General features: G+C 71.2%; 17 protein-coding genes. 10 read left to right on the forward strand and 7 right to left on the reverse strand.

Annotated elements, in window-relative coordinates; genetic code table 11:
* Positions 1-15 precede the first annotated feature (15 nt).
* From B079_RS0107860 to B079_RS0107875, 4 genes are all read left to right on the forward strand, one after another.
* The gene (locus B079_RS0107860) at positions 16-984 is read left to right on the forward strand and encodes a hypothetical protein (RefSeq protein ID WP_199779884.1); all 969 of its coding nucleotides are present in this window, start codon (positions 16-18) and stop codon (positions 982-984) included.
* A gap of 71 nt (positions 985-1,055) precedes the next feature.
* Entirely contained in the window at positions 1,056-1,802 is a 747-nt protein-coding gene (gene recO, locus B079_RS0107865; protein ID WP_018545233.1) for a DNA repair protein RecO, read from the forward strand.
* A gap of 32 nt (positions 1,803-1,834) precedes the next feature.
* On the forward strand, positions 1,835-2,704 hold the full coding sequence (locus B079_RS0107870; protein ID WP_018545234.1) for an isoprenyl transferase: 870 nt from the start codon (positions 1,835-1,837) through the stop codon (positions 2,702-2,704).
* 54 nt (positions 2,705-2,758) lie between these two features.
* Positions 2,759-3,271, forward strand: coding sequence for a YcxB family protein (locus tag B079_RS0107875; RefSeq protein ID WP_018545235.1), 513 nt, complete (start codon positions 2,759-2,761; stop codon positions 3,269-3,271).
* 228 nt (positions 3,272-3,499) lie between these two features.
* Here B079_RS0107875 and B079_RS0107880 read toward each other — a convergent pair whose 3' ends face one another.
* The 4 genes from B079_RS0107880 to B079_RS0107895 form a co-directional block, all read right to left on the reverse strand.
* The gene (locus tag B079_RS0107880; RefSeq protein WP_026248463.1) at positions 3,500-3,910 is read right to left on the reverse strand and encodes a Fur family transcriptional regulator; all 411 of its coding nucleotides are present in this window, start codon (positions 3,908-3,910) and stop codon (positions 3,500-3,502) included.
* A 62-nt stretch (positions 3,911-3,972) separates the two neighbouring features.
* Positions 3,973-4,866 (reverse strand): metal ABC transporter permease, encoded by an 894-nt coding sequence (locus tag B079_RS0107885; RefSeq protein WP_018545237.1) that lies wholly within the window; start codon positions 4,864-4,866, stop codon positions 3,973-3,975.
* Positions 4,866-5,657 (reverse strand): metal ABC transporter ATP-binding protein, encoded by a 792-nt coding sequence (locus tag B079_RS0107890; protein WP_018545238.1) that lies wholly within the window; start codon positions 5,655-5,657, stop codon positions 4,866-4,868. The genes B079_RS0107885 and B079_RS0107890 overlap by 1 nt, the downstream gene beginning before the upstream one ends.
* Positions 5,654-6,619 (reverse strand): metal ABC transporter substrate-binding protein, encoded by a 966-nt coding sequence (locus B079_RS0107895; RefSeq protein WP_018545239.1) that lies wholly within the window; start codon positions 6,617-6,619, stop codon positions 5,654-5,656. Before B079_RS0107895 ends, B079_RS0107890 begins: the two co-directional genes overlap by 4 nt.
* Before the next feature lie 250 nt (positions 6,620-6,869).
* Between B079_RS0107895 and B079_RS0107900 the strand changes: the two genes are divergently transcribed.
* From B079_RS0107900 to B079_RS0107920, 5 genes are all read left to right on the forward strand, one after another.
* Positions 6,870-8,252 carry a glycine--tRNA ligase gene (locus tag B079_RS0107900; RefSeq protein WP_018545240.1) on the forward strand — a complete coding sequence of 461 codons (1,383 nt, stop codon included), beginning with the start codon at positions 6,870-6,872 and terminating at the stop codon, positions 8,250-8,252.
* Positions 8,253-8,411: 159 nt separating this feature from the next.
* The gene (locus B079_RS0107905; protein ID WP_018545241.1) at positions 8,412-9,422 is read left to right on the forward strand and encodes an aldo/keto reductase; all 1,011 of its coding nucleotides are present in this window, start codon (positions 8,412-8,414) and stop codon (positions 9,420-9,422) included.
* Between the two features lie 77 nt (positions 9,423-9,499).
* Positions 9,500-10,090 carry a TetR family transcriptional regulator gene (locus B079_RS0107910; RefSeq protein WP_018545242.1) on the forward strand — a complete coding sequence of 197 codons (591 nt, stop codon included), beginning with the start codon at positions 9,500-9,502 and terminating at the stop codon, positions 10,088-10,090.
* 97 nt (positions 10,091-10,187) lie between these two features.
* Complete coding sequence (locus tag B079_RS0107915; RefSeq protein WP_018545243.1) at positions 10,188-10,400, forward strand: type II toxin-antitoxin system HicB family antitoxin; 213 nt, start codon at positions 10,188-10,190, stop codon at positions 10,398-10,400.
* Positions 10,397-10,621, forward strand: coding sequence for a type II toxin-antitoxin system HicA family toxin (locus tag B079_RS0107920; RefSeq protein ID WP_026248464.1), 225 nt, complete (start codon positions 10,397-10,399; stop codon positions 10,619-10,621). The genes B079_RS0107915 and B079_RS0107920 overlap by 4 nt, the downstream gene beginning before the upstream one ends.
* Before the next feature lie 14 nt (positions 10,622-10,635).
* Here B079_RS0107920 and B079_RS0107925 read toward each other — a convergent pair whose 3' ends face one another.
* Positions 10,636-11,775, reverse strand: a complete 1,140-nt coding sequence (locus tag B079_RS0107925) for a serine hydrolase domain-containing protein (protein ID WP_018545245.1) — start codon at positions 11,773-11,775, stop codon at positions 10,636-10,638.
* A 69-nt stretch (positions 11,776-11,844) separates the two neighbouring features.
* Positions 11,845-12,087 (reverse strand): hypothetical protein, encoded by a 243-nt coding sequence (locus B079_RS0107930; RefSeq protein WP_051095041.1) that lies wholly within the window; start codon positions 12,085-12,087, stop codon positions 11,845-11,847.
* Between the two features lie 184 nt (positions 12,088-12,271).
* Between B079_RS0107930 and B079_RS0107935 the strand changes: the two genes are divergently transcribed.
* Positions 12,272-13,210, forward strand: a complete 939-nt coding sequence (locus B079_RS0107935; protein ID WP_018545247.1) for a GDSL-type esterase/lipase family protein — start codon at positions 12,272-12,274, stop codon at positions 13,208-13,210.
* A 144-nt stretch (positions 13,211-13,354) separates the two neighbouring features.
* Here B079_RS0107935 and B079_RS0107940 read toward each other — a convergent pair whose 3' ends face one another.
* Entirely contained in the window at positions 13,355-14,785 is a 1,431-nt protein-coding gene (locus tag B079_RS0107940) for an MFS transporter (protein ID WP_018545248.1), read from the reverse strand.
* Positions 14,786-14,838: the final 53 nt, after the last annotated feature.

Here is a 14,838-nt window from a genome sequence, read left to right on the forward strand (position 1 = left end):
GGGGGGAGAAGCGGGATGACAGGAACGATCACAACGCGCGGTCACCACGGCCACCATGTCTCCGACACCGGGGGCCGGGAGGACGCGGGCCGTCGGTTATTGCAGAAACTGCTGGTCACGGTCGTGGCGGGCGGTGTGGTGTACGTCCTGACCACGGTGCTCGCGCCCACCGCCGAGGACGTGTGGCAGCTGGTGCTTTCGGTGCTGTGCGGGGGCGCGGTGCTGATCGTCCAGTTCATGGTGACCTTCGCGCACCAGCTCAACGACCTGAAGAGTTCCGTCGACAAGCGCTTCGTGGACATCGGCCGGGCCACCAAGCTCTTCAACGAGGTCGAGAAGCTGCGCGGCGACGCGGTGCCCCGGCTCGCCGAGAGTGCCACCCTGGTCGTCTCCACCGGACCAGAGATCCTGCACGACTTCGCGCACGAGGAGATCAACCGGCTCGCCCTCCAGATGGACGACCTGACCAACCTCACCGCCGAGTGCCCGGGCGAGAACCACGACTGGCTGCTCAGCCTCACCAAGTGCGCCCAGCGGAGCATCGACGCGATCAGCACCTCCGTCGACCAGAACTTCTGGAGCACCGAGCCCGCAGGGCGTTACCTGGAGGCGCAGCGGGAGGCGATCGACGCGCGCGAGATCAAGGTCAGGCGGCTGTTCGTCGTCAAGGACCCCGAGGACGTCCCGCGTCTGGACGACGTCTTCAAGGAGCAGCGCGACGTGCACATCGAGGTCCGCGTGGTGGCCCTCTCCTCGCTCCCGCTGCACGTCCGGCGCGGCAAGATGATCGACTTCATCGTCTTCGACGGCGCCCTGTCCTACGAGATCGGCGCCGACCAGCTCAGCGTCAACTCCTGGACGACCGTGAACGCCCGCGAGGACGACGTACAGCAGCGGATCAGGCGCTTCACCGAACTGTGGAACGCCGGGGAGGGCGGGGACGGCGGCACGCCGGACGGCGGCCCGGAGCCCGACGTGTCCTGAAGCACATGCACCGGGGCCGTGAAGCGCGCGGACCGGGCCTGCGCGCCGGACGCGTGCGCGAGAATGGCCCCATGAGTCTGTTCCGCGACGACGGCATCGTGCTGCGCACCCAGAAGCTCGGCGAGGCGGACCGGATCATCACGTTGCTCACGCGTGGGCACGGGCGGGTGCGGGCCGTGGCGCGGGGGGTGCGGCGGACGAAGTCGAAGTTCGGGGCGCGGCTCGAGCCGTTCTCGCATGTGGACGTGCAGTTCTTCGCGCGGGGCAGTGAGCTGATCGGACGCGGTCTGCCGCTGTGCACGCAGAGTGAGACCATCGCGCCGTACGGCGGCGGGATCGTCACCGACTACGCCCGCTACACCGCCGGTACGGCCATGCTGGAGACGGCCGAGCGGTTCACCGACCACGAGGGCGAACCGGCCGTGCAGCAGTATCTGCTCCTCGTCGGCGCCCTGCGCACCCTCGCGCGGGGTGAGCACGCCCCGCATCTCGTCCTCGACGCGTTCCTGCTCCGCTCGCTCGCGGTCAACGGCTACGCGCCCAGCTTCGGGGACTGCGCACGGTGCGGGATGCCCGGGCCGAACCGGTTCTTCTCGGTCGCCGCGGGCGGCTCGGTCTGCGGGGACTGCCGGGTCGCGGGCAGTGTCGTACCGTCCCCGCAGACCCTGGTGCTGCTCGCCGCGCTGCTTACGGGAGACTGGGAGACGGCGGACGCGGCCGAGGCGCGGCACGTCCGCGAGGGGAGCGGCCTGGTGTCCGCCTATCTGCACTGGCATCTGGAGCGCGGGCTGCGCTCCCTTCGGTACGTAGAGAAGTAAGCGGCTAGCACGGCTGAGGAGACGAGAAGCACATGGTCGTACGCGGATTTCTGGGGCGGCGGCAGCGCGAGTACAAGGCGCCCGAGCCGCACCCCTCGGGCGCGCGTGCGCCGAAGCTTCCCGGTGAGCTGATCCCCGAGCACGTCGCGATCGTCATGGACGGCAACGGGCGCTGGGCCAAGGAGCGCGGGCTGCCGCGCACCGAGGGGCACAAGGTGGGCGCCGAGCGTGTGCTCGACGTGCTCCAGGGCTCCATCGAGGTCGGCGTGCGCAACATCTCCCTCTACGCCTTCTCCACCGAGAACTGGAAGCGGTCGCCCGACGAGGTGCGCTTCCTCATGAACTTCAACCGCGACTTCATCCGCAAGACCCGGGACCAGCTCGACGAGCTGGGCATCCGGGTGCGGTGGGTGGGCCGTATGCCCAAGCTGTGGAAGTCGGTCGCCAAGGAACTCCAGGTCGCGCAGGAGCAGACCAAGGACAACGACCTGCTCACGCTGTACTTCTGCATGAACTACGGCGGCCGTGCCGAGATCGCGGACGCGGCGCAGGCCATCGCGGAGGACGTGAAGGCGGGGCGTCTCGACCCGTCCAAGGTCACCGAGAAGACGATCCAGAAGTACATGTACTACCCGGACATGCCGGACGTCGACCTCTTCCTCCGCCCCAGCGGCGAGCAGCGCACCTCCAACTACCTTCTCTGGCAGAGCGCTTACGCCGAGATGGTCTTCCAGGACGTCCTGTGGCCCGACTTCGACCGCCGCGACCTCTGGCGCGCCTGCGTCGAGTTCGCCTCCCGCGACCGCCGCTTCGGCGGCGCCGTCCCGAACGAGGAACTGCTCGCGATGGAAGAGGCGATGAAGGGCGACCCGGCGGTGCAGGACGACCCGACGGCGTCCTGAACCCCGTCCCGCTACGATCCCTCCTCACGATCATGGACCTGGGGAGGGATCGGCATGGTGGGCGATGTCGTGGAGCTGGCGTACCGGTCGACGCGTGAGGACGCCGCGTCGGCCGTGCGGGCCCGGCTGCGGATGACCTGGCTGCGGTGGGGACGGGCCGTGCTGCTCGTCGCCGCCGGGCTGGCCCTGGGGGTGGAGGCCGCGCTGCTGACCGGCGGGCACCACGGACTGCCGCCCGGGGAACTCGCGGCGGTGGTCGTGGGCACGGTGCTGCTGCTGGTGATGCCCTGGGCGGCGAGCCGCAGTCTCCACCGCGCCCTTGAGCGGCAGGGGGCGTTCCGGGTCACGGTGACCGACGCCGGGATCACGGTGGTGACCGACCCGGGGACGGAGACGCTGACCTGGGCGGACCGGCCCCGCTACACCGAGACGGAACGCGTCTTCGTCCTCGCGGGCGCCGACCGCGGCGCGAGCGCCCTCACCGTGCTCCCCAAACAGGGCCTGCCCGACCGCACGGACGTGGACCGCCTGCGGGCCCTGCTGGACCGTCACGTGACGCGCTGCTGAGGGCGGCCGGGCAGCCGGGCGGCGGGCCCGGGCTCTGAGCGTCGCTCCTGCCGACCCGGCGGCGCTGCGGTCCCGCGCACGGAGGGGCCGTGATCCCGGAGCCTCGGAAAACCGGTGGGGAACGGAGATCGGCGCCCGCACGTCCCGCGAGGAGGGCCCGCAGCCGGAGGCGTCAGCCGGGGCCGGGGCCAGTCCCGATTGCCCGGCCCCGACCGCCCAGCCCGTAGCTCAGCCGGAGGCGCAGTCCGCGCAGGTGCCGAAGATCTCCACCGTGTGGGCCACGTTCACATAGCCGTGTTCCGAGGCGATGGCTTCCGCCCACTTCTCCACCGCCGGGCCCGCCACCTCGACCGCCTTGCCGCAGGTGCGGCAGACGAGATGGTGGTGGTGTTCGCCGGTGGAGCAGCGGCGGTAGACGGACTCGCCGTCGGAGGTGCGCAGAACGTCGACCTCGCCCGCCTCGGCGAGGGACTGCAAGGTGCGGTAGACGGTGGTGAGACCCACCGAGTCGCCCTTGTGCTTGAGCATGTCGTGCAGGTCCTGCGCGCTGCGGAACTCGTCGACCTCGTCCAAGGCCGCCGCCACCGCTGCGCGCTGCCGGGTCGCGCGGCCCTTCACGGGCTGTCCAGCGGTCGTCACCGGGTGCCTCCTCATGTCTGCGCCTCTGACCGGGCCATTGTGCCAGCCCGGACCCCGCCGGGTCAGACGCCGACCTCGTCCCCTGCCACCCGCGTGGCCGGAATCGCGCACTCCGCCGGGTCGCCGGACGGCCGTGACGCACGGGCGCGTCGGCGGGCCAGCGGGGCGGCCAGCACCGCCAGGACGGCGAACGCGGCGATCGTGAGCAGCACGATCGTGGCACCCGGCGGAACGTCCACGTAGAACGACGTGACCGTGCCGCCGAGGGACACGACGACGCCGATCGCGACCGCCAGGCCGAACGTCGCCGCGAAACCGCGGGTGAGCTGCTGCGCGGCGGCCACCGGTACGACCATCAGCGCGGAGACCAGGATCAGGCCCACCACCCGCATCGCCACGGTGACCGTGACGGCCGCGGTGATGGCGGTCAGCAGGTTCAGCGCGCGCACCGGCAGCCCGGTGACCCGCGCGAACTCCTCGTCCTGGCTGACGGCGAACAACTGCCGCCGCAGCCCCAGCGTCACCGCGACCACCAGCGCGGCCAGCACCACGATCGCGGTCACGTCCGAGGGCGAGACCGTGGACAGGGAGCCGAAGAGGTACGAGGTGAGGTTGGCGTTGGAGCCGCCCGGCGCGAGGTTGACCAGCATCACGCCGCCCGCCATGCCGCCGTAGAAGAGCATGGCGAGGGCGATGTCGCCGCGCGCGCGGCCGTACCAGCGGATCAGCTCCATGAGGACCGAGCCCGCGACCGAGACCAGCGTGGCCATCCACACCGGCGAGGAGTGCAGCAGGAAGCCGAGGCCGACGCCGGTCATCGCCACGTGCCCGATGCCGTCGCCCATGAGGGGCTGGCGGCGCTGGACGAGGTAGATGCCGATCGCGGGCGCGGTGATGCCGACCAGGACGGCCGCGAGGAGCGCCCGCTGCATGAAGGCGTAGTTCAGGAGATCCATCAGCTCAGCAGTCCCGTGCGGATCGGTCCGGCGCCCTCGGGGGCGTGCGGGTGGACGTGGTCGTGGCCCGGGAGCGCGTGCTGGCCCACGGCCTTCGGGGGCGGCCCGTCGTGCAGCACGCAGCCGTCGCGCAGGACGACCGCGCGGTCGATCAGCGGCTCCAGCGGGCCCAGTTCGTGCAGCACGAGCAGCACGCTCGCCCCGCCCGCGACCTGCTCGCGCAGCGTCGCGGCCAGCACTTCCTGGCTGGCGAGGTCCACGCCCGCCATCGGCTCGTCCATGATCAGCAGCTCGGGGTCGGAGGCCAGCGCCCGCGCGATCAGCACCCGCTGGTGCTGGCCGCCGGAGAGCGCGGTCACCGAGTCCCCGGCGCGGTCCGCCATGCCGACCAGTTCCAGGGCCCGGCGCACCGCCTCCCGGTCGGCCTTGCGGAAGAGGCCGAAGCGGGTCCGGGACAGCCGCCCGGAGGAGACGACCTCGGTCACGGTGACGGGCACGCCCCCGGCCGCGCTGGTGCGCTGCGGCACGTACCCCACGCGCGACCACGCGCGGAACGACTTCAGCGGGGTGCCGAACAGCTCCACCGAGCCGGAGGCGGCCGGGATCTGACCGATGGCCGTGCGTACGGCGGTGGACTTGCCGGAGCCGTTGGCGCCGAGCAGCGCGACGACCTCGCCGCGCCCCACGGTCACGTCGATGCCGCGCAGGACGGGACGGCCGCCGAGTTCGGCGCGGATGTCGCGCAGTTCCAGGACCCGCTCAGGGCCGGGGCTGGTGTCGGTGCCGGTCATTTCGCGCCCAGCGCCTTCTGGAGGGCCGTGAGGTTGGCCTCCTGGACGGCGAAGTAGTCCCGGCCCCGGGACTTTTCGGTGATGCCCTCGAGGGGGTCGAGCACGTCGGTCTTGAGGCGGCCGTCCCCGGCGATGGTCTTCGCGGTCTTGTCGCTGACCAGCGTCTCGTAGAAGACGGTGGTGACGCCGTCGGCCTTCGCCAGCTTCTGGAGTTCCTTCACGCGCGCGGCGCTCGGCTCCGACTCGGGGTCGAGTCCGCTGATGGCCTCCTCGGTGAGGCCGTAGCGCTCGGCGAGGTAGCCGAAGGCGGCGTGCGTGGTGATGAAGACCTTGGACTTGGTGTGCGCGAGGCCGTCCTTGTACCGGGTGTTCAGCTCGTCGAGCCGCTTGACCAGGGCGTCGGTGTTCTTCGCGTAGTCGGCCTTGTGCTTCGGGTCGGCCTTCTCGAAGGCGCGGCCGACGCCCTGGGCGACCTGGGCGTAGCGCACCGGGTCGAGCCAGATGTGCGGGTCCTTGCCCGACTCCTCCTCGTCGCCGTGGCCGCCCTCGGCGTGCTCGGCCGCGTGGCCGCCGACCTCGGTGCCGTGTTCCTCCAGCGTGGTCAGCGTGGCGGCGTCGATCTTGGTCTTGACCGGCGACTCGGCCACGGCCTTGTCCACCGACGGCTGGAGCCCCTTCAGGTAGAGGACCGCGTCGGAGTCCTGGAGCCCCGCTATCTGCCGCGGGCTGATCTCCAGGTCGTGCGGCTCCTGGCCAGGGGAGGTCAGCGTGGTCACGTGGACGTGGGAGCCGCCGATCTCGTTCGCCAGGAAGGCCATCGGATAGAAGGAGGCGACGACGTCCAGCTTGCCCGTGCCGCCCGCCGCGCTCGCACCGCCCGAGCAGCCGGTGAGTGCGCCGAGGCCCAGCGCGGTGGCAGCCGCGAGCGCGGACCCGGATATGAGGCGTCGTCGTACGTTCATGACAGTCATTTTCAACAAATATGGAAACCGTTGTCAACAAACTGTCCGGAGTCTTGTGGCGGTCTTGCGATGCGGGCGCCCCGGGGAGAAGTTTGGGAAGGGCTTGGGTGGCCTTGGGTGATCTTGCGCAGCCCTTGGGGCGCCTGCGGGCGGGGGCCGATTTGGCCGTGGGGGAGCCTGCGCCGGTAACCTGAATCATTCGCTGGAAGCATCTCGCTTCAACGCCCGTCGTCGTAATGAAGAGAGCACCGTGGCCGCCGACAAGATCGACACCATCGTCAGCCTGAGCAAGCGCCGTGGCTTCGTTTTCCCCTGCAGTGAGATCTACGGCGGACAGCGTGCCGCCTGGGACTACGGACCGCTGGGTGTCGAGCTCAAGGAGAACATCAAGCGCCAGTGGTGGCGCTACATGGTGACGTCGCGCGAGGACGTGGTCGGTATCGACTCGTCCGTCATCCTGGCCCCCGAGGTCTGGGTCGCCTCCGGTCACGTCGCCACCTTCACGGACCCGCTGACCGAGTGCACCTCGTGTCACAAGCGGTTCCGCGCGGACCACCTGGAAGAGGCGTACGAGGAGAAGAAGGGCCACGCTCCGGCGAACGGCCTGGCGGACCTCAACTGCCCGAACTGCGGCAACAAGGGCACCTTCACCGAGCCCAAGCAGTTCTCCGGTCTGCTCTCCACCCACCTCGGCCCGACCCAGGACTCCGGCTCCGTCGCCTACCTGCGTCCCGAGACCGCCCAGGGCATCTTCACCAACTTCGCCCAGGTGCAGACCACTTCGCGCCGCAAGCCGCCCTTCGGCATCGCCCAGATGGGCAAGTCCTTCCGCAACGAGATCACGCCCGGCAACTTCATCTTCCGCACCCGCGAGTTCGAGCAGATGGAGATGGAGTTCTTCGTCAAGCCGGGCGAGGACGAGGAGTGGCAGGAGTACTGGATGCAGCAGCGCTGGAACTGGTACACCGGGCTCGGCCTGCGCGAGGAGAACATGCGCTGGTTCGAGCACCCGAAGGAGAAGCTCTCCCACTACTCCAAGCGCACCGCCGACATCGAGTACCGCTTCTCGTTCGGCGGCTCGGAGTGGGGCGAGCTGGAGGGTGTCGCCAACCGGACCGACTACGACCTCGGCGCGCACGCCAAGGCGTCCGGTCAGGACCTCTCCTACTTCGACCAGGAGGCCGGCGAGCGCTGGACCCCCTACGTCATCGAGCCCGCCGCCGGTGTCGGCCGCACCATGCTGGCCTTCCTCCTCGACGCCTACACCGAGGACGAGGCGCCCAACGCCAAGGGCAAGATGGAGAAGCGCGTCGTGCTGCGTCTCGACCACCGCCTGGCCCCGGTCAAGGTCGCGGTGCTCCCGCTCTCCCGCAACCCGGAGCTGTCCCCGAAGGCCAAGGGGCTGGCCCAGGCGCTGCGCCAGAACTGGAACATCGACTTCGACGACGCCGGTGCCATCGGCCGCCGCTACCGCCGTCAGGACGAGATCGGTACGCCGTTCTGCGTCACCGTCGACTTCGACACGCTCGAGGACAACGCGGTGACCGTGCGCGAGCGCGACACGATGAAGCAGGAGCGCGTCTCCCTCGACCAGATCGAGGGCTACCTCGCGGCTCGCCTCATCGGCGCCTGACCTCTGCATTTCCGCCCACCCTCCTGTCCGGTCCGCCGGGCCGGAGGGTGGGCTTCTTCATGCCCGCTTCCGGTTCCGAGGGGCTTCTACCCAGGATCGACTGACAAATAACAGATGACAGATATTGAATTCTGTCATTCGTCGTGCCAGGCTGGACGCATGACGATCCCCACGCGCAATCTCGGAACCACCGGCCCCCAGGTCTCCGCCCTCGGCCTCGGCTGCATGGGCATGTCCGGTATGTATGGAGAGGCGGACCGCCCGGAGGCCATCGCCACCGTGCACGCCGCCCTGGAGGAAGGCGTCACCCTCCTCGACACCGGCGACTTCTACGGCATGGGGCACAACGAACTCCTGGTCGGCGAAGCCCTCCGCACCGCCCCGGCCCACCTGCGGGACAACGCGGTGCTGAGCGTGAAGTTCGGCGCCCTGCGCGACCCGGACGGCGCCTGGCTCGGCTTCGACGGCCGCCCCGCCGCGGTGAAGACCTTCGCCGCCTACTCCCTCCAGCGCCTCGGCGTGGACCACATCGACATCTACCGCCCCTCCCGCCTCGACCCGGACGTGCCGATCGAGGAGACGGTCGGCGCCGTCGCGGAACTGGTCGAGAAGGGCTGGGTGAAGCACATCGGCCTCAGCGAGGTCGGCCCCGACACCATCCGCCGGGCGGCGGCGACGGCCCCCATCAGCGACCTCCAGATCGAGTACGCGCTGATCTCCCGGGGCCCCGAGCGCGAGATCCTGCCCACCCTGCGCGAACTGGGCATCGGCGTCACGGCGTACGGCGTCCTCTCGCGCGGTCTGCTCTCCAACCACATCACCGCCGACCGCGACTTCGCGGCCGGTGACTTCCGCTCCTTCTCGCCGCGCTTCCAGGGCGAGAACTTCCAGCACAACCTGACCCTGGTCGACGCCCTGCGCAAGATCGCCGAGCAGAAGGGCGCCAGCGTCGCCCAGATCGCCATCGCCTGGGTGCTCTCCCGGGGCGAGGACATCGTGCCGCTGGTCGGCGCCCGCACCCGCGAGCGGCTGGCAGAGGCACTGGGCGCGCTCGACGTGACTCTGGACGAGGCCGACCTCGCCGCCATCGAGGAGGCCGTACCGGCGGACGCTGCGGCGGGGGAGCGGTACGCCCCGGCCCAGATGGCGATGCTGGACAGCGAGCGGTGAGAAGGGGCCCGGGTGACCGGCGAAAGGGCCCGTCCTCGCCGGTCACGGCCGCCTTCCCGCCAGGTACGGTCTAGGACATGGCAGCGACCGAGACCCTGACCGCCGAGCGCATCCTCGAGGCGACCGAGGAGGTGCTGCGCCGCCACGGCCCGGCCAAGGCCACCGTGGTGGACGTGGCCCGCGCGCTCGGGGTCAGCCACGGCAGCGTCTACCGCCACTTCCGCACCAAGGCGGCGCTGCGCGAGGCGGTGACCAAGCGCTGGCTGGACCGCACCTCGCTCAAGCTGGCCGACATCGCCGGGGGCCCCGGCCCCGCGGAGGAGCGGCTGCGCGACTGGCTGGCCGCGCTGTTCGAGGCCAAGCGGCACAAGGCGGGGGACGACCCCGAACTGTTCGCCACCTACAGCGTCCTGGCCGACGAGAGCGGCGCCACGGTCGGCGAGCACATCACCGACCTCACCGCCCAGCTCGCCACCATCATCGAGGCGGGCGTCGACACGGGCACCTTCCGCCCGGCCGACCCCTCCGCCGAGGCCCGCGCCGTCTTCCAGGCCACGGCCCGCTTCCACGACCCCTGCCACGCCCGCGAATGGCAACGGCCGGAGATCGAGACGGACTTCGAGGCGGTGGTGGGGCTGCTGATACGGGGGTTGCGGGCGGACGGGTAGGCGCATGTCGGCCTCGGCGGCATGCGCCCGGCGTGGCGGCTCTGCGAGGCGGGCGAAACATCATCGCCGATATCGCCCGGCGTGCCAGACTTTTCCCATGACGCACGCACTGCATCTGACTGCCGCGGTCACCCATGAGGACGGGTGGTATGTGGCCCGTTGCCTTCAGGTAGAGGTCACCAGCCAGGGCGAGAGTATCGAGGAGGCGTTGTCCAACCTCCGTGAGGCGCTGGAACTGTACTTCGAGGACGCTCCCGTACCCGAGGTCACCGACGTGATCACCGCTCCGGTCGAGGTTCGCGTCGCATGAGCCCCGCCGTGCCGAACGGCGTGTCCGGGACCGAGATCGTCAAGGCACTGGAGCGCGCCGGTTTCGGCCACGTTTCGACCCGTGGCAGCCACGCCAAGTACCGCAAGGATGATCGAACTGTCATCGTGCCCCTGCATCGTTCCCTAGCACCGGGCACCCTGCGTTCCATCCTCCGTCAGGCTGACTGGACGGTGGACGACCTCACCGAACACCTCAAGTAGCCGTACAGCTCCGCTCAGGCGGTGATGCGCCAGAAGGCGCGCATCGGCTCCGGTGGGGTGGGGCCGGTCATGGCTGTCTGGGTCAGGAGGATGGTGACCTTGGTGGTGGACGGGATCAGGTGGGCCGTGGTGCCGGTGCCGCCGACCCAGCCGTAGCGGCCGGGGACGGTCCAGGGGGCGGTGTGGGTGACGTCCACCGAGCCGCCGTAGCCCCAGCCCTGGCCCTCCAGGAAGAGGGGGCTGGCCTCGCGCTGGGCCGGGGTGAGGCGGTCGGTGGTCATCCGGGTCACGGCTTCCGGGGAGAGGAGACGGCGGCCGTCGGGGGTCTCGCCGTGGGCGAGGAGCATGCGGGCGAAGGCCAGCCAGTCGTCGGCGGTGGAGACCAGGCCACCGGCGCCGGAGGGGAAGTCGGGCAGCCGCTTCCAGTCGTCGGCGCGGGGGTCCGCGACCTCGGCGGTGCCGTCCTCGCCCGGGCGGAAGGCGGTGGTGAAGCGGTGCCACTCCCGTTCGGGTACGGAGAAGCCGGTGTCCTTCATGCCGAGGGGCTCGAAGATCCGCTCGGCCATGAACTCCGGGAGCGTGCTGCCGGACGCCCGCGCGATCAGGGCGCCCTGGAGATCGGAGGCGGTGTTGTAGAGCCACGCCTCGCCGGGCTGGTTCAGCAGCGGCACCTTGGCGAGGTCGGCCAGCCAGGTGTCCGGGGCGGGGTAGTCGTGCGGGAAGAGGCCGTTCTGCAAGGGGAGCAGCGCGCGGACGGCGGGCAGCGAGAAGTCCGCGGGGAAGCCCCAGCCGGGCAGTGAACTGAGCAGATCCGCCACGGTGATGGACCGCTCGGCGGGCACCACGTCGTCCACCGGACTCTCCGGCGTCCGCACCACCATCGGCGCCGCCAGCTCCGGCAGCCACCGCTCCACCGGGTCCGCGAGACCGACCCGCCCGTCCTCGACCAGCATCATCAGCGCGGCGGCGGTGAGGGGCTTGCTGATGGACGCGAGCCGGAACAGCGAGTCCCGCGCCATCGGCACGCTCCGGTCGCCGTCCGCGTGCCCGACGGTCACCACCTCGACGTCGTCCCCGCGCGCGACCAGCGCGACGGCGCCGGGGAGGCGGCCGTCGTCGACGTACCGGTGCAGGGTGTCGTGCAGTGCGGTCATGGGGGTCGCCTTCCGGTCGGCGCGAGCGTCAGGGTCGTCAGGTGTGATGACTCCCACGGGCGAGCCGATTCATCGCCGCGCGGGATCGACGGTCGCCTGATGGGCCTCGGCCAGATGCGCGGCGGCCTTCTCCAGGTGTTCCCCCGCCCTGCCCCACGGCAGGAACCGCGTCCCCTCCCGCCAGCCGCAGGTCCCGCAACTGATCACCCGCGAGAGCCCGTTCTGCCGTACCCCCACCTCGTGCACGCGCCCGTGCCGGTCCCACCGCCGCACACTCCCCGTACCCCTGCTCTCCGTACCCCTGCTCTCCATGGGCGGAGTGTGCAGCACGGGGGGTGAGGTGGGGGCGGGAACGGGGGGTGGGGACCGTCACAGGGGTGGGGGCTCTGCCGATGCAAGCTCGACGGCCTCACCCCAAGTGCCCTGGTCAGAGGCGTCATGGCAAGGTCGGCGGGGCCGATAGGGTGGTTTGATCATTCTGATGAAAGGCCACGACGTGACCGGGTCTCGCCCCCACGCCCTGTTCTCCTTCGGCACGCTGCTGGACCAGCGGGTCCAGACCGCTTTGTTCGGGCGTACGGTACCGACGACCGCGGCGTCCCTGGCCGGTTACACGACCAGGCCCCTGGCGATCACGGACGAGTCCGTGATCGCCACCAGCGGCCAGGACGTGCACCTGACTCTGGAGCGGCAGCTCGGTGCCACGGTCGAGGGCGGCGTCCTGCGGCTGAGCGACCAGGAGCTGGCCGCTGCCGACGCGTACGAGGTGGACGACTACGCCCGGCGGCGCGTGCTCCTCACCTCGGGGGAGACCGTCTGGGCCTACCTGGACGTGCGGGCGCTGCGCGCGGCGGCCCGCATCGTGATCGTCGGCGACAGCATCGCCTACGGACGCTGCGACCCGCAGGGAGGCTGGGCCGCACACCTGGCGGCTGCCCATGTCGCGGCGAACGAGAACCAGCACCGAGTCTTCAACCTGGCCATACCCGGCAGCACTCTGGCGGATGTCAGCGAGCAGACACCGCCGCTCCTGGCTCCCCGCCACCCCGACACGCTCGTCGTGGCCGCCGGGATCAACGACTCCGCCCTGCCCCTGGCCGCGTCGGACACCGACCACGACGCCTTGCCGCACGTCGCCGACCGTCTCGGCTCGCTGGCCGCGACAGCCCGGCGGAACAACGCGCGCATGGTCGTGGTCGGACCGATCTGGGTCGATGAGGCGCGGCTGGGAGATGTCGAGGGCCTTCGCTTCACCACGGAACGGGCGCTCGTCCTGCGTGCCGCCCTGCGGACCTGGTGCGAGGACCACCACATCGACTTCCTCGACCTGTGGGAGCCGCTTCGCGACCGGCCTCACCTGCTCGTCGACGGCCTGCACCCCAGCCCGGAAGGGCACAAGGAGCTGTACCGGTACCTGAGCGCCCTCAGCCGCTGAACACGGCTGCTGGACACGCCTGCTGAACACGGCACCCAGGACGGGCGCACCCGTGCCAAGCACCTGTGCCAAGCCCCTCCGGCCCAGCCCCCGCTCAGCCACCACCCCCGCTCAGCCACCCCCGCTCACCCGCCCCGCGCCCCCTCACCCCACCTCCCGAGGCAGCCGCAGACTCAGCAACCCCGTGACGACGATCGCTCCCAGCTGAATGACCAGCGCGGTGAGCAGCGCGTCCCGCATGCCCAGGTGAGGGATCAGGCCGAGGAACAGCGCGCCCAGGGTGGCCACGCCGAGGGCGAGGGACGCCTGCTGGGTGGTCGTCAGGACGCCGCTGCCCACTCCGGCGCGGGCGGACGGCACCTCCGACAGGACGATGCGCAGCAGGTTCGGCAGCTGGAGCGCCTGCCCGGCCCCGGCGACGGCCGCGCCCGGCAGCAGCGTGCCGAGTCCGAGGTGCGGCCAGTCGCGCCACACGGCCAGCGCGATGAGCAGGACGCCGAGCCCCTGGAGCACGGACCCCGTGGCCACCACCCGCGTGCCGAAGCGGGCGATCAGCCGCGGCCCCGCCAGCGAGACCAGCAGGAACGCCACCGCCATCGGCGCGAGCGCGAGCCCCGCGTCCACCGGCCCGAGCCCCGCCCCCTGCTGGAGGCTCAGCGCGATCACGAACATGAACCCGCTGAAGCCCAGCGAGAACGGCACGATGATCAGCAGCCCGCGCCGCAGCGAAGGGGCCGCGAACAGGCTCGGCGGCAGCAGCGGGGTGTGCCCCAGCCGGTCCGCGCGGCGCTCGACGGCGTAGAACGCCCAGGCCGCGACCGGGAACACGGCCAGCGACAGCCACGTCCACAGCGGCCAGCCGGTCGCCCGGCCCTCGGTCAGCGGGGCGAGCAGCGCGAGCAGGGCGACGGCGAGCAGGACGGTGCCGGGGACGTCGACCGGTTCGGGGTGCCGGGAGCGGGTGTCGGGGACGCGGCGGACGGCGAGGACCAGGCCGAGGACGACCACGGGCACGTTGACCAGGAAGATCGACCGCCAGCCGGTACCGGCGATGTCCGCGGCGACCAGGACACCGCCCAGGATCTGCCCGATCACCATGGAGAGCCCCGCCGTCGCGCCGTACAGGCTCATCGCGCGGGCGCGGCGGGCGCCGGTCGTCGTGGCCTGGATGGTGGCGAGCACCTGCGGGAGCATCATCGCGGCCGACGCGCCCTGCGCGGCCCGCGCCGCGACCAGGCTCCACGCGCCCGGCGCGAGCCCGCACGCCAGCGAGGTGAGCCCGAAGGCGGCCATGCCCGCGAGGAACAGCCGCCGTCGGCCGAAGAGGTCGCCGAGCCGGCCGCCGAGGACGAGCAGGACGGCGTAGGTGACGCCGTACCCGGCCACGACCAGTTCCAGGACGGCCTCGCTCGCGTGGAGGTCGGAGCCGATGGCGGGCAGGGCGACGTTGACGATGAAGAAGTCGACCAGCGGGAGCGCGGCGGCCAGCAGGACGGTCAGCAGGCCCGGCCCGGTGAGGGTGGGTGCCGCCGCCGGGGCGCGCACGGTGGGTGCGCGGTGGAGGGTCTTGGTCATGTCCCCGAGCCTGCGCCGCGCCGCAGACGGGTACCAGAGTGTTCTCATCCTGG

It is taken from the genome of Streptomyces sp. LaPpAH-108 (assembly GCF_000373625.1).
In the GTDB taxonomy this organism is placed as follows: domain Bacteria; phylum Actinomycetota; class Actinomycetes; order Streptomycetales; family Streptomycetaceae; genus Streptomyces.

Coding starts and splice junctions, on each gene's coding strand:
- B079_RS0107910 (WP_018545242.1), top strand. CDS start 9,500: ATGGCAGCGACCGAGACCCTGACCGCCGAGCGCATCCTCGAGGCGACC.
- B079_RS0107890 (WP_018545238.1), bottom strand. CDS start 5,657: ATGACCGGCACCGACACCAGCCCCGGCCCTGAGCGGGTCCTGGAACTG.
- B079_RS0107940 (WP_018545248.1), bottom strand. CDS start 14,785: ATGACCAAGACCCTCCACCGCGCACCCACCGTGCGCGCCCCGGCGGCG.
- B079_RS0107905 (WP_018545241.1), top strand. CDS start 8,412: ATGACGATCCCCACGCGCAATCTCGGAACCACCGGCCCCCAGGTCTCC.
- B079_RS0107895 (WP_018545239.1), bottom strand. CDS start 6,619: ATGAACGTACGACGACGCCTCATATCCGGGTCCGCGCTCGCGGCTGCC.
- B079_RS0107875 (WP_018545235.1), top strand. CDS start 2,759: ATGGTGGGCGATGTCGTGGAGCTGGCGTACCGGTCGACGCGTGAGGAC.
- B079_RS0107920 (WP_026248464.1), top strand. CDS start 10,397: ATGAGCCCCGCCGTGCCGAACGGCGTGTCCGGGACCGAGATCGTCAAG.
- B079_RS0107885 (WP_018545237.1), bottom strand. CDS start 4,866: ATGGATCTCCTGAACTACGCCTTCATGCAGCGGGCGCTCCTCGCGGCC.
- recO (WP_018545233.1), top strand. CDS start 1,056: ATGAGTCTGTTCCGCGACGACGGCATCGTGCTGCGCACCCAGAAGCTC.
- B079_RS0107925 (WP_018545245.1), bottom strand. CDS start 11,775: ATGACCGCACTGCACGACACCCTGCACCGGTACGTCGACGACGGCCGC.
- B079_RS0107915 (WP_018545243.1), top strand. CDS start 10,188: ATGACGCACGCACTGCATCTGACTGCCGCGGTCACCCATGAGGACGGG.
- B079_RS0107930 (WP_051095041.1), bottom strand. CDS start 12,087: ATGGAGAGCAGGGGTACGGAGAGCAGGGGTACGGGGAGTGTGCGGCGG.
- B079_RS0107870 (WP_018545234.1), top strand. CDS start 1,835: ATGGTCGTACGCGGATTTCTGGGGCGGCGGCAGCGCGAGTACAAGGCG.
- B079_RS0107860 (WP_199779884.1), top strand. CDS start 16: ATGACAGGAACGATCACAACGCGCGGTCACCACGGCCACCATGTCTCC.